The sequence below is a fragment of the Pantoea sp. X-Soil-OKNW-713 genome (assembly GCF_059730685.1).
In genome coordinates this window covers 1,205,945-1,218,443 of record NZ_AP035995.1, presented here as the reverse complement: position 1 = coordinate 1,218,443, position 12,499 = coordinate 1,205,945, and the positions used below count along the sequence as shown (strand labels likewise).

Here is a 12,499-nt window from a genome sequence, read left to right as displayed (position 1 = left end):
TTTGGCTGCGTTTCCAGGGCATTCAGCCTGCCCGTAATCACCTGTTTTGAGGGGAACCTTTTGCAAGGTAAAGCACTCCAAGAATTCGTTATTGATAAGATTGATGATCTCAAAGGCCAGGACATCGTCGCACTCGACGTTCAGGGCAAATCCAGCATCACCGATTGCATGATTATCTGCACAGGCACGTCAACCCGCCATGTGACCTCCATCGCTGACCATGTGATGCAGGAGTCACGCGCTGCCGGGCTGGCGCCGTTAGGCGTGGAAGGGAAAGCTGCCGCCGATTGGGTGGTTGTCGATCTCGGCGACGTGATTGTGCATGTTATGCAGGAAGAGAGCCGCCAGCTGTATGAGCTGGAAAAGCTCTGGAGCTAAGCGGTGAAACTGCAGCTTGTGGCCGTCGGGACCAAAATGCCCGACTGGGTTCAGACCGGATTTACCGAGTATCTGCGCCGTTTCCCGAAAGATATGCCGCTGGAACTGACAGAAGTGACAGCAGGCAAACGCGGCAAAAATGCCGACATCAAACGCATTCTGGAAAAAGAAGGTGAAGCGATGTTGGCTGCCGTAGGGAAAGGCAACCGTATTGTGACCCTGGATATACCCGGACAGCCGTGGGAAACCCCACAGCTGGCACAACAGCTGGAACGCTGGAAACAGGATGGGCGCGATGTCAGCCTGTTGATTGGCGGGCCAGAAGGTTTGGCACCGGCCTGTAAGGCCGCGGCAGAGCAGAGCTGGTCGTTGTCGGCACTGACGTTGCCGCATCCGTTGGTGCGTGTGCTGGTGGCAGAAAGCCTGTACCGAGCCTGGAGCATTACCGCCAATCATCCTTATCATCGTGAATAAACACCAGGCCACACCGGATATTAAACACAGCGGATGAAATTACAAACCAACGCCTTTCGCGATTACACAGCCGAACAAAAACTGTTTGTCCGACGTGCTTTAGTCGCCTTTTTCGGCATCTTCCTGCTTTCAGGCATTTTGGTGGTCAATTTGTACCACCTGCAAATTTTGCGTTTTGCCGATTACAGTACCCGTTCCAATGACAACCGTATCAAGTTGGTACCGGTCGCACCGAGTCGCGGCATTATCTTCGATCGTAACGGTGTTCCCCTGGCACTGAACCGCACCATTTATCAGGCTGAACTGGTGCCGGAAAAAGTCGATAACCTGAAGCAAACGTTGCAGGATCTGCGACCGATACTCGACCTGACCGATGACGATCTCGATGCTTTTGAGAAAGAGCGGAAACGTTCACGTCGTTTTACCTCGATCCCGGTAAAAACTGCGCTCAGTGATGTGCAGGTGGCCCGTTTTGCCGTTAACCAATATCGTTTTCCTGGCGTAGAAGTAAAAGGCTATCAGCGCCGTTACTATCCCTATGGTCAGACGCTCACCCATGTCGTCGGTTATGTTTCAAAAATTAACGACCGCGATGTTACCCGCCTCGATCAGGAAGGCAAATGGCCGAACTATGCCGCTACCCACGATATAGGCAAGTTAGGTATCGAGAACTATTACGAAGACGTATTGCACGGCACCACCGGCTATGAAGAAGTTGAAGTCAATAACCGTGGTCGTGTGATTCGCCAGTTGCATGAACAATCGCCGCAGGCCGGGCGAGATATCTACCTCACCATCGACCTGAAATTGCAGCAGTACATCGAAACGCTGCTGGCCGGGAGCCGAGCGGCGGTTGTGGTCAGCGATCCACGTACCGGTGAACTGCTGGCGCTGGTTTCAACGCCAAGCTATGACCCGAACCTGTTTGTTGAAGGCATCTCCAGCGCAGATTACAAGTCATTGCTTAATGACGAAAACCGCCCGCTGTACAACCGCGCGTTACAGGCCGCTTATCCGCCAGCCTCAACGGTGAAACCCTATGTCGCGGTTTCGGCGCTCAGTGCCGGGGTGATCAATCGCAATACCAGCCTGTTTGACCCGGGCTGGTGGCAGTTGCCGGGTTCGGAAAAGCGTTATCGTGACTGGAAAAAATGGGGACACGGGCGTCTTAACGTCACCAAAGCGCTGGAAGAGTCCGCCGATACCTTCTTCTATCAGGTCGCCTATGATATGGGCATCGATCGCCTGTCAGAGTGGATGACCAAATTTGGCTACGGCCATCGCACCGGTATTGACCTGCCGCAGGAAAGTCCCGGTAACATGCCGACACGAGATTGGAAGCTGAAGCGCTTTAAGAAACCCTGGTATCAGGGCGATACTATCCCGGTCGGCATTGGTCAGGGTTACTGGACCGCAACGCCGGTGCAGATGAACAAAGCGCTGATGATTCTGATTAACGATGGCGTGATCAAAGTGCCGCATCTGCTGCGTGCCACCCGTGAAGGTCACACTATGGTGCCGTATCGCCAGGCCCCGGATGAGCCGATTGGTGATATTCACTCCGGCTACTGGGAGATTGCTAAAGATGGGATGTTTGGCGTAGCCAATCGCCCGAACGGCACTGCGCATAAAAGTTTTGCCGACGCGCCGTATAAGATTGCGGCTAAATCCGGTACGGCACAGGTTTTCGGTCTGAAAGCGAACGAAACCTATAACGCACACAAAATTGCTGAGCATCTGCGCGATCACAAACTGATGGCCGCCTTTGCCCCTTACGATAAACCGCGCGTAGCCGTCACCATGATTCTGGAGAATGGCGGCGCAGGCCCGGCTGTCGGTTCGGTGATGCGCCAGATTCTCGACCACATTATGTTAGGCGATAACAATACGGTGCTGCCAGAAGCAGCGCCGACGCCACCTGGTTATGAAGGTGATTAACAATGTCCATGAATGATAGCCCGCAGAAAAGATCAATCTGGATGCGCATCCATATTGACCCACTTTTTATGCTGGTGATCCTCGGCTTGCTGACTTACAGCGCCATCGTTATCTGGAGTGCCAGTGGTCAGGATCCGGGCATGATGGAGCGTAAAATCGGCCAGATTGTCATGGGGCTGGTGATCATGATTGTGCTGGCCCAGGTCCCCCCCCGCGTTTACGAGAGTTGGGCACCCTATCTCTATATTGTTTGCGTCATCCTGCTGATTGCGGTGGATGCCTTTGGACAGATCAGTAAAGGGGCACAACGCTGGTTGGATCTGGGGGTGGTACGCTTTCAGCCCTCGGAGATCGCCAAAATCGCGGTGCCGTTGATGGTGGCACGCTTTATCAACCGCGATGTGTGTCCCCCAACCCTGAAGAATACCGGTATCGCGCTGATCCTGATTTTCGCCCCGACGCTGCTGGTCGCGGCGCAACCGGACCTCGGCACCTCAATTTTGGTCGCGGCTTCTGGTTTGTTCGTGTTGTTCCTGTCGGGCATGAGCTGGAAATTGATTGGCGTCGCCGTCGTACTGGTGGCAGCCTTCATCCCGGTGCTGTGGTTCTTCCTGATGCATGATTATCAGCGCGCACGCGTGATGATGTTGCTTAATCCGGAAAGCGATCCCCTGGGGGCCGGTTACCATATTATCCAGTCCAAAATTGCCATCGGCTCCGGTGGACTGCGCGGTAAAGGCTGGTTGCATGGCACCCAGTCACAGCTGGAGTTTTTGCCGGAACGCCATACCGACTTTATTTTTGCCGTCCTGGCTGAAGAATTGGGGCTGGTTGGCGTATTGGTCCTGCTGGTGCTTTATTTGCTGCTGATTATGCGTGGATTAGTTATCGCTGCGCGGGCACAAACCACTTTTGGTCGCGTGATGGCTGGTGGTTTGATGTTGATTTTATTCGTTTATGTTTTCGTTAACATTGGTATGGTTAGTGGTATCTTACCGGTGGTTGGCGTACCGCTGCCCCTGGTCAGCTACGGCGGATCGGCATTGATTGTATTAATGGCCGGATTTGGCATTGTGATGTCGATCCATACTCATCGAAAAATGTTATCTAAAAGCGTTTAAGAGGCTGCACATGCGTAAGGACTGGCTTGGGATTGCTCTGGCATCATTGGTATTGGCTGCCTGTTCCTCCCAGGAGGAACCGCAGAATACCGCCCCACCACAACCGGCCTACAATGGCCCGGTGGTTGAAATTCCTGGGGTGGAACCACGCTATGAACCGATTAATCCGTCGACCAGTCAGGATTACAGCGTCAATGGCAAAAGCTATCGTATCGTTAAAAACCCCGCTAACTTCAGCGAAGTTGGTTTAGCCACCTCCTACGGTGATGAAGCCAAGGGCAATCGGACTGCGATCGGTGAAACTTTTGATCCTGACGCCATGACCGCCGCGCATCCAACTCTGCCGCTGCCAAGCTACGTGCGTGTTACTAACCTGGCGAATGGTCGCCAAATCGTCGTGCGCGTCAATGACCGCGGGCCATATACCCCAGGGCGCATTATCGACTTGTCACGCGCCGCCGCTGACCGTCTGAACACCTCGAACAATACCCGCGTTCGCGTTGACTATATCAATGTCGCACCGGATGGCACGCTGTCCGGTCCTGGCACCATCGGCACGACGGTAGCGAAGCAGAGCTACGCCTTGCCCGCTCGCCCAGAATTGGGTGGCGGTACGGTGATGATGGGCGGAAGCACCAGCGCAGTCAGCGCACCGCCCGCGCAGGATGTCCGTGCAGTCGATAACAACACCCTGCAAAGCAGTGACAACATGGGTGCGCCCGTTCACAGTAACGGTTTCCTTGGCGCACCTCAGCCACTAGCCAGTGGCGTGCTGGAAGGCAGCGAACCGCAACCGACGGTCGCAACACCGACCCCAGCCCCTGCTGCCGCGGCACCGGTAGCGGCCTCATCCGCACCGGCAAGCGCAGGCAGTTATGTGGTGCAGGTCGGCGCACTCAATGATTCCGCCCGCGCGCACCAATTAGCCGCCAGCCTGGGTCACCGTTTTGGCGTACAGGGGTTCGTTGAAGCCAACGGTAACGTTTATCGCGTGCAACTGGGTGGCTTTAAAACCCGTACCGAAGCGGCAGCGCTGCAACAGCGTCTGAGCAACGAAGCACAAATGAGTTCTTTTATCACCACCTCCCGTAACGGAATGTGATAATAACCACCAGGCATAGTTATGCCTGGTTACAACAGTTTTGCAAAGCAAGATGCCGCCAGATCAGGTGTTTGCTATAGTAAGGCACTTTTTTCACTCTAAACCCACGGATGTTGTAGTCCTGAACATGAATACGCTGAAACCTTCTCGTTTTCTGAAACGCCTGACAGTGGGATCACTGGTCGCCCTCTCTCTCAGCCATGCCGCCTTCGCGGATGATGTAAACCTCAAAACCATGATTCCGGGCGTGCCGGACATTGATGCTGAAGCCTATGTGCTGATCGACTATAACTCGGGCAAAGTGCTGGCCGAGAAGAACGCCGATGCACGCCGCGACCCGGCCAGTCTGACCAAAATGATGACCAGCTATGTCATTGGTCAGGCGGTAAAAGCAGGCAAAATCCATCAGGATGACATCGTCACCGTGGGTAAAGATGCCTGGGCCACCGGCAACCCGGTGTTTAAAGGTTCTTCACTGATGTTCCTGAAACCGGGCGATCGCGTACCGGTTTCGCAACTGACGCGCGGTATTGTGTTGCAATCCGGTAACGATGCTTGCGTGGCGATGGCGGATTATGTCGCCGGTAGCCAGGATGCGTTTGTTAACCTGATGAACAACTACGTTCAGGCGTTGGGTCTGAAAAACACCCACTTCCAGACCGTGCACGGCCTGGATGCAGACGGCCAGTACAGCTCAGCCCGCGATATGGCGCTGATTGGTCAGGCGCTGATTCGTGACGTACCCGATGAATACGCGGTTTACCACGAAAAAGAGTTCACCTTTAACAACATCCGTCAGTTGAACCGTAACGGCTTGCTGTGGGATACCAGCCTGAACGTTGACGGCATCAAAACCGGCCATACCGATGCGGCGGGTTATAACCTGGTGGCATCTGCCACCGAAGGCCAGATGCGTCTGATCTCCGCGGTGATGGGAGGTCATACTTACAAAGGCCGTGAAACCGAAAGCAAAAAGCTGCTGACCTGGGGCTTCCGTTTCTTTGAAACCGTCGCACCGTTGAAGGCCGGTAAAGAGTTTGCCTCCGAGCCGGTATGGTTCGGCAACAGCGATCGCGTCCAGCTTGGCGTGGAAAAAGATGCTTATCTGACCATTCCGCGTGGCCGTATGAAAGATCTGAAAGCCAGCTACGTGCTGAACAACACCGAGCTGCACGCACCGTTGCAGAAAAACCAGGTGGTGGGCAGCATCAACTTCCAGCTGGATGGTAAAACCATTGAACAGCGCCCGCTGGTGGTGCTGAACGAAGTCCAGGAAGGCGGTTTCATCAGTCGCATCATCGATTACATCAAACTGATGTTCCACCACTGGTTCGGCTAAGGCGCGATTGAAAAAACGCCACTTTGCCCCTATATAAGTTAATATTATTGCTCCCGCCCCGGCGGGAGCCTGTTTTTATGCACCGGAGTCAATATGAAAACCAAACTGAATGAACTGCTCGAATTCCCTACCCCCTTTACCTATAAAGTGATGGGTCTGGCGCAACCGGAGCTGGTTGATCAAGTGGTTGAAGTGGTGCAGCGTCATGCGCCTGGCGACTACAAGCCGGATGTGAAGCCGAGCAGCAAAGGCAATTATCACTCCGTTTCCATCACCATCATCGCCACCCACATTGAACAGGTTGAAACCCTGTACGAAGAACTGGGCAATATCGATATCGTACGTATGGTGTTGTAATGCTGACGCTGGCAAAGGGTTCTTTGCCAGCGTTATACTTTGCCTCTCACTTCGCTACCGGACTTCGTTTTGTCAGCCAATACGCTTCTTGTTCGTCAACTGGGTCAGCGCGACTGGCAACCCATTTCTGACGCCATGCACCGCTTTACCGATCAACGCGACAGTGACACCCCGGATGAAGTCTGGCTGGTGGAGCACAACCCGGTGTTTACTCAGGGTCAGGCAGGTAAAGCCGAACATTTGCTGATGCCCGGCGATATTCCTGTGGTTCAGAGCGACCGTGGTGGTCAGGTGACGTATCACGGGCCAGGTCAGCAGGTGATGTATGTGCTGATTGATGTTAAACGTCGCAAACTGGGCGTTCGCCAGTTGGTGACGGCGCTGGAGGAGACGGTAGTGGCCACTCTCGGCGATTACGGCGTCACCGCGCACGCCCGCCCCGATGCGCCCGGCGTGTACGTTGGAGAAGAGAAGATTTGTTCGCTCGGTTTGCGCATCCGTAAGGGGTGCTCTTTCCACGGTCTGGCCCTGAATGTGGCGATGGATTTGGCCCCCTTCCTTCGTATCAACCCATGTGGTTATGCCGGGATGCGCATGGCGCAATTGGGACAGTTTCAACCCGGCGTGACCACCGCTGACGTGCAACCGCGCCTGGTGCAACACTTTGCCCGTTTGACGGGTTTTGCACAAAGTGAGTGGTTAAATGCCGATGTGCCGGGTTGACCTTGTCCGTCAGTGCGGATTTACAATTTTGTAACCTAACGGCATACACAGCGGCTGATTCCCGCGCTGCGAGATGATATAATTTTTGCAATTTTTTCAAATAAAGTTGAAAGCCTGGTTCTCAGTTTGAGTGAGGAAGCTTTCAAATCGCAATCCCGACCGGAACCTGCAGATTTATGAGTAAACCAATTCAGATGGAACGTGGCGTCAAGTATCGCGATGCCGACAAAATGGCGCTGATTCCGGTGAAAACCGTGGTCACCGAACGCGAGGAGATTCTGCGTAAGCCGGAGTGGATGAAGATCAAACTTCCTGCGGATTCCAGCCGTATTCAGGGCATCAAGGCTGCGATGCGCAAGAATGGCCTGCATTCGGTCTGTGAAGAGGCGTCCTGCCCTAACCTGGCAGAATGTTTTAACCACGGTACCGCTACCTTTATGATCCTTGGGGCTATCTGTACCCGTCGCTGCCCGTTCTGCGACGTGGCACATGGTCGCCCGAATGCCCCTGATGCCAACGAGCCGGTAAAACTGGCACAAACCATCGCCGATATGGCGCTGCGTTATGTGGTTATCACCTCAGTGGACCGCGATGACCTGCGCGATGGCGGTGCCCAGCACTTCGCCGACTGCATCAGTGCCATTCGCGAAAAAAGCCCGTCAATTAAGATTGAAACTCTGGTACCCGATTTCCGTGGTCGCATGGATCGTGCGCTGGAAATCCTTACCGCCACCCCACCGGATGTGTTCAACCACAATCTGGAAAACGTGCCACGCGTCTACCGTCAGGTGCGTCCGGGTGCGAACTACGAGTGGTCACTCAAGCTGCTGGAACGGTTTAAAGAAGCGCATCCGAACGTGCCGACCAAATCCGGTCTGATGGTCGGTCTGGGCGAAACCAATGCGGAAATCATTGAAGTGATGCGCGATCTGCGTCGTCATGGCGTCACCATGCTGACGCTGGGTCAGTATCTGCAACCAAGCCGTCACCACCTGCCAGTGCAGCGCTACGTTAGCCCGGCAGAGTTTGATGAGATGAAAGAAGAAGCGATGGCAATGGGCTTCACCCACGCGGCCTGTGGCCCGTTTGTGCGCTCCTCTTACCATGCAGACATGCAGGCTAAAGGCTTGGAAGTGAAGTAAATTCGTAGCGGCGCGACACAAAACAAAAAACCAGACTGGCGACAGTCTGGTTTTTTTATAACGTAATAAATTTTTACACTTATTGACGTTAGCCGTAAAGATTACTCTTTATGGGTGACACGTTCTGCTGGTGCTTCTTCAGCAGTGCTTTTGGTTGCGGTGGATTCATCATCTTTCATGGCTTTTTTGAAGCCTTTGATTGCGGAACCCAGATCGCCACCCAGTGAACGTAACTTGTTGGTGCCAAAGAGCAGTACGATGAGAGCACCGATGATCAGCAGTTTGGCAATACTGATACCTTCCATAATTAACCTTTCAACCTTAGCGAAAAACGGTGACTGTTATTTACGCGCAGAAAGCTTAGCGGCTCAACTGCAATCTGTAACAGATTAAGATCAGGACGGCACACATTTGTAGCGGCGCGATTTATCGCGCAATAAATCGTGCACCGGATATTGCGCGATAAATCGCACCGCTACAGGGTGTCCCCAATCCTTGATCAGATAAAACGGCTCAAAAACGCCTGGGTACGCGGGTGCTGCGGATTACCTATCACTTGCTCCGGGCTGCCCTGCTCCACCACCACGCCACCGTCCATAAATACTACCCGGTCAGCGGCTTCACGAGCAAAGCCAATTTCATGGGTGACGACAATCATCGTCAGCCCCTGATCCGCCAGCGTGCGCATGGTTGCCAGTACTTCACCCACCAGCTCAGGATCAAGCGCCGAGGTGGGTTCATCAAACAGCATCAGCGCGGGTTTGATTGCCAACGCACGGGCAATCGCCACACGCTGTTGCTGACCACCCGACAGATGGCGCGGCCAGGCATCGGCTTTATCACTTAACCCCACGGTAGCCAGCAACTCGCGGGCATGCTGTAACGCTTGCTGACGCGGAAACTTGTGCACGCCAATCGGCGCTTCAATGATGTTCTGCAACACCGTCATATGCGGGTAAAGATTGAACTGCTGAAACACCATGCCAATCTTCTGGCGCTGGTGCGCAATCTTGCGTGGCGACAGGCGATGCAAAATGCCTTTCTTCAGCTCATAGCCAATTTGTTCCTCACCAACCATGATTGAACCGGCGTTCATATCTTCCAGATGATTAATGCAGCGCAGAAAGGTCGATTTACCCGAACCCGACGGCCCGAGGATCACCACCACTTCCCCCGGAAACACATCGAGGTCGATGCCCTTCAGCACCTCATTGTCACCATAACTTTTCTGCACATTGCGGGCGCGCACCAGCGGCTGAACGTGACTCATACATCCTCCTTCTGCACCAGGGCACCACGACCGATATCCTCGCCCTGTGTGCGGCGTTTGGGCGCGACCACCGTGCGTTTGGTTCCGCGAGCATAGTAACGTTCGATCGCCGACTGACCGACATTCAGAATCGAGGTGATGACCAGATACCAAATCACCGCCACCATCAGCATCGGAATGATTTCAAAGGTACGGTTGTACACCGCCTGCACCGAATAAAGCAGATCGCCCATCGCAATCACGCTCACCAGCGAGGTGGCTTTGATCATGCTGATTAGCTGGTTGCCGGTCGGTGGAATGATGGAACGCATCGCCTGCGGAATAATGATGCGACGCAGTGCCCGCGTCCGGCTCATACCAAAGGCCTGGGTGGTTTCCACCTGGCCGTTATCCACCGACAGCAAACCAGCACGAATGATCTCCGCCATATAGGCCGCTTCGTTCAATGCCAGACCGGCAATCGCTGCGGTTAACGGGGTGATCAGATCATTGGTGTTCCAGCTGGCAAAGGTAATACCGGTCCAGGGAACGGTAATCGACAGCGTCGGGAACAACGTTGACAGGTTGTACCAAAAGATCAATTGCACCAGTAATGGCGTACCGCGGAAAAACCAGATGTAGAGCGATGAGATGCCGCTTAACAGTTTGTTCTCCGACAGACGCCACACCGCCAACAGCAGGCCCAACAACGTGCCGAGGATCATCGACACCACCGTCAGTCCAAGCGTGACCTGCAACCCCTTCAATACCGAAGCTTCCGTGAACCATTTCAACACCACGGACCACTCAAAGTTTGGGTTGGTCGCCACCAGCCAGAGAAAGTTGGAGGCGATCACCAGCACCACAATCCATGAGACCCAGCGTCCATATGTGGGCGCGCTGCGGGCAAAAGCCACGTCGCGCTGCTGCACGTCGGCCTTATCCCTGGCTCGCGAATCGTTGGTGTTCAAACTCATTTTGCCGCCCCTTTCGCCAGGTTACGCCCTGGTGCCTGCAACATGTTTCCGTCCAGCTTCCACTTCTTCATGATGGCTGCATAAGTCCCGTTGCTGAACAGCTCTTTATAAGCATCCAGCACCACGTTACCCAACTCAGAACCTTTCGGCACAACGGTGCCCTGGAAGATATCGCCAAAGCCGTTTTTCTGGCCTTTGCCGGACAACTCCAACTGACCATTCGCCTGCTCAACGAAGTACGTCAGCGGTGCCTGTGATGAGAAGAACGCATCAGAACGTTTTGAACGCACGGCAAGGATCGAAGAAGGCTGATCGGTAAAGGATTGCACCACAACCGCCGGTTTACCCGCTGCCACACAGGCATCGGATTGCTTGCGGATCACCTGTTCAGCAGACCCCGCCGCCATCACCGCGATACGCTTGCCGCAGGTATCCTCCAGGCCATTGATCTTCGCCGGATTGCCTTTCTGCACGCCGAACACCACAAACTCCTGCACGAAATCGATAAAGTCGACTTTTTCCTGACGGTCCGGGTAATCACCAATCGGACCAATCGCCAGTTGGTAACGACCAGAGTTAATCCCGGTTAGCACGCCAGACAGACCGCTAACGGTCGCATGTTCGATTTTCACCCCGAGCAATTGACCCAGCGCGTTGGCGAGGTCGGCAGATGCACCGTCCATTGAGTGCGGGCCATTGACGATCTCATACGGAGGAAAAGATCCGTTATTCACGGCGATCATTTTGCCCGCGCTTTTAATCTCAGCAGGCAGACGGTCATGCAGCGCCTGATCCACTTTTTGGCTTGGAATAGCGTCAGCAGCCTGGGCGAACGATGCCGTCAGCCCTAAAGCCAGCGCGATTGCAGTTGTGATTTTTTTCATGCTCGAGTTTCCCAGTGCTGTCAGTGTGTATTCAATTCAGGTCGGGCAAAACGGCGGTTCTCAAGAACCGGCAAAACGCTGCGTGCGTAAGCGATACGTTGTGGATCGAGGTCGGCGAACACCAATGCCGCTGATTCAGGCGCTTTCGCAATCGCCACGCCGAGTGGGTCAATCACCAGGCTGTTACCGATATTGCGCGGGCCACATTCGCCTACCGCTACCATGTAGCAGGTGTTCTCCAGCGCGCGGGCGGTGGTCAGCAGCTCCCAATGCATCTCCTTCAGTGGCCCTTTCACCCAGGCAGCGGGCAGCACCAGTACATCAGCACCATCCAGCACCAGGCGGCGTGCCAGCTCCGGGAAGCGCACGTCATAACAGGTCATCAGGCCCACTTTCATACCGGCAACCTCAACCAGCGGCGGTATGACATGACCAGGATTGACGCGTTGTGACTCCTGCATGGCAAAAGCATCGTAAAGGTGGAGTTTTTCGTATTCGGCAATGATTTCGCCATTGCGGATAGCAATCAGCACGTTCAGCGCTTTCTGTCCTTCAGTCGGGACATGCACGCTCATCATGGTCGTCAGATTATTGCCTTTACTGGCGGCCAGCAGTTGTGTGACAAACGGACCATCCAGCGGTTGCGCCGCTTTCAGTACCAGATCCGGGTCGGCGATATCACGCGCCAGCACACCTTCCGGCAGCACCAGCAAATCCGCGCCACCCGCCAACGCTTTGTTCATCAAACCAATGCAAATATCGGTGTTTTCCTGCCATTCGCGGCTGACCGCAAATTGTCCCATCGCAACTTTCAT

General features: G+C 54.3%; 14 protein-coding genes. 9 read left to right on the top strand and 5 right to left on the bottom strand.

Features of this window, described 5'->3' with window-relative positions; genetic code table 11:
* The first annotated feature begins 60 nt into the window (after positions 1–60).
* The 9 genes from rsfS (at position 61) to lipA (ending at position 8,574) form a co-directional block, all read left to right on the top strand.
* On the top strand, positions 61–378 hold the full coding sequence (gene rsfS / locus AC6I8R_RS05555) for a ribosome silencing factor (RefSeq protein ID WP_036624423.1): 318 nt from the start codon (positions 61–63) through the stop codon (positions 376–378).
* 3 nt (positions 379–381) lie between these two features.
* Entirely contained in the window at positions 382–852 is a 471-nt protein-coding gene (gene rlmH / locus AC6I8R_RS05550; protein WP_013508252.1) for a 23S rRNA (pseudouridine(1915)-N(3))-methyltransferase RlmH, read from the top strand.
* Positions 853–885: 33 nt separating this feature from the next.
* A complete protein-coding gene (mrdA, locus tag AC6I8R_RS05545; RefSeq protein ID WP_415173232.1) occupies positions 886–2,790 on the top strand; it encodes a peptidoglycan DD-transpeptidase MrdA in 1,905 nt (634 codons plus the stop codon).
* Between the two features lie 8 nt (positions 2,791–2,798).
* Positions 2,799–3,911 (top strand): peptidoglycan glycosyltransferase MrdB, encoded by a 1,113-nt coding sequence (mrdB, locus tag AC6I8R_RS05540; protein ID WP_036624753.1) that lies wholly within the window; start codon positions 2,799–2,801, stop codon positions 3,909–3,911.
* A 10-nt stretch (positions 3,912–3,921) separates the two neighbouring features.
* The gene (gene rlpA, locus AC6I8R_RS05535) at positions 3,922–5,013 is read left to right on the top strand and encodes an endolytic peptidoglycan transglycosylase RlpA (protein WP_415173233.1); all 1,092 of its coding nucleotides are present in this window, start codon (positions 3,922–3,924) and stop codon (positions 5,011–5,013) included.
* 127 nt (positions 5,014–5,140) lie between these two features.
* Positions 5,141–6,352, top strand: coding sequence for a D-alanyl-D-alanine carboxypeptidase DacA (dacA, locus tag AC6I8R_RS05530; RefSeq protein ID WP_021182364.1), 1,212 nt, complete (start codon positions 5,141–5,143; stop codon positions 6,350–6,352).
* 93 nt (positions 6,353–6,445) lie between these two features.
* Complete coding sequence (ybeD, locus tag AC6I8R_RS05525; protein WP_013508247.1) at positions 6,446–6,709, top strand: DUF493 family protein YbeD; 264 nt, start codon at positions 6,446–6,448, stop codon at positions 6,707–6,709.
* A 69-nt stretch (positions 6,710–6,778) separates the two neighbouring features.
* Complete coding sequence (lipB, locus tag AC6I8R_RS05520) at positions 6,779–7,432, top strand: lipoyl(octanoyl) transferase LipB (RefSeq protein ID WP_021182363.1); 654 nt, start codon at positions 6,779–6,781, stop codon at positions 7,430–7,432.
* Positions 7,433–7,608: 176 nt separating this feature from the next.
* Positions 7,609–8,574: a lipoyl synthase gene (lipA, locus tag AC6I8R_RS05515; RefSeq protein WP_021182362.1), complete on the top strand. Its 966-nt coding sequence runs from the start codon at positions 7,609–7,611 to the stop codon at positions 8,572–8,574.
* Between the two features lie 101 nt (positions 8,575–8,675).
* Here the strand turns inward: lipA and tatE are convergent, their stop codons facing one another.
* The 5 genes from tatE to AC6I8R_RS05490 all read right to left on the bottom strand — a co-directional run bounded on the left by tatE (position 8,676) and on the right by AC6I8R_RS05490 (position 12,499).
* On the bottom strand, positions 8,676–8,879 hold the full coding sequence (gene tatE / locus AC6I8R_RS05510) for a twin-arginine translocase subunit TatE (RefSeq protein WP_021182361.1): 204 nt from the start codon (positions 8,877–8,879) through the stop codon (positions 8,676–8,678).
* Between the two features lie 194 nt (positions 8,880–9,073).
* Positions 9,074–9,844: an amino acid ABC transporter ATP-binding protein gene (locus AC6I8R_RS05505; RefSeq protein WP_021182360.1), complete on the bottom strand. Its 771-nt coding sequence runs from the start codon at positions 9,842–9,844 to the stop codon at positions 9,074–9,076.
* Complete coding sequence (locus AC6I8R_RS05500) at positions 9,841–10,800, bottom strand: amino acid ABC transporter permease (protein ID WP_415173235.1); 960 nt, start codon at positions 10,798–10,800, stop codon at positions 9,841–9,843. Before AC6I8R_RS05500 ends, AC6I8R_RS05505 begins: the two co-directional genes overlap by 4 nt.
* A complete protein-coding gene (locus tag AC6I8R_RS05495) occupies positions 10,797–11,684 on the bottom strand; it encodes an ABC transporter substrate-binding protein (RefSeq protein ID WP_021182358.1) in 888 nt (295 codons plus the stop codon). The genes AC6I8R_RS05500 and AC6I8R_RS05495 overlap by 4 nt, the downstream gene beginning before the upstream one ends.
* Before the next feature lie 20 nt (positions 11,685–11,704).
* On the bottom strand, positions 11,705–12,499 hold the full coding sequence (locus tag AC6I8R_RS05490) for a deaminated glutathione amidase (protein WP_013508240.1): 795 nt from the start codon (positions 12,497–12,499) through the stop codon (positions 11,705–11,707).

Excerpts from the sequence above, each read along its gene's own strand:
- mrdA (WP_415173232.1), top strand. The coding sequence starts at position 886 with ATGAAATTACAAACCAACGCCTTTCGCGATTACACAGCCGAACAAAAA.
- mrdB (WP_036624753.1), top strand. The coding sequence starts at position 2,799 with ATGAATGATAGCCCGCAGAAAAGATCAATCTGGATGCGCATCCATATT.
- rlpA (WP_415173233.1), top strand. The coding sequence starts at position 3,922 with ATGCGTAAGGACTGGCTTGGGATTGCTCTGGCATCATTGGTATTGGCT.
- dacA (WP_021182364.1), top strand. The coding sequence starts at position 5,141 with ATGAATACGCTGAAACCTTCTCGTTTTCTGAAACGCCTGACAGTGGGA.
- ybeD (WP_013508247.1), top strand. The coding sequence starts at position 6,446 with ATGAAAACCAAACTGAATGAACTGCTCGAATTCCCTACCCCCTTTACC.
- lipA (WP_021182362.1), top strand. The coding sequence starts at position 7,609 with ATGAGTAAACCAATTCAGATGGAACGTGGCGTCAAGTATCGCGATGCC.
- tatE (WP_021182361.1), bottom strand. The coding sequence starts at position 8,879 with ATGGAAGGTATCAGTATTGCCAAACTGCTGATCATCGGTGCTCTCATC.
- AC6I8R_RS05505 (WP_021182360.1), bottom strand. The coding sequence starts at position 9,844 with ATGAGTCACGTTCAGCCGCTGGTGCGCGCCCGCAATGTGCAGAAAAGT.
- AC6I8R_RS05500 (WP_415173235.1), bottom strand. The coding sequence starts at position 10,800 with ATGAGTTTGAACACCAACGATTCGCGAGCCAGGGATAAGGCCGACGTG.
- AC6I8R_RS05495 (WP_021182358.1), bottom strand. The coding sequence starts at position 11,684 with ATGAAAAAAATCACAACTGCAATCGCGCTGGCTTTAGGGCTGACGGCA.
- AC6I8R_RS05490 (WP_013508240.1), bottom strand. The coding sequence starts at position 12,499 with ATGAAAGTTGCGATGGGACAATTTGCGGTCAGCCGCGAATGGCAGGAA.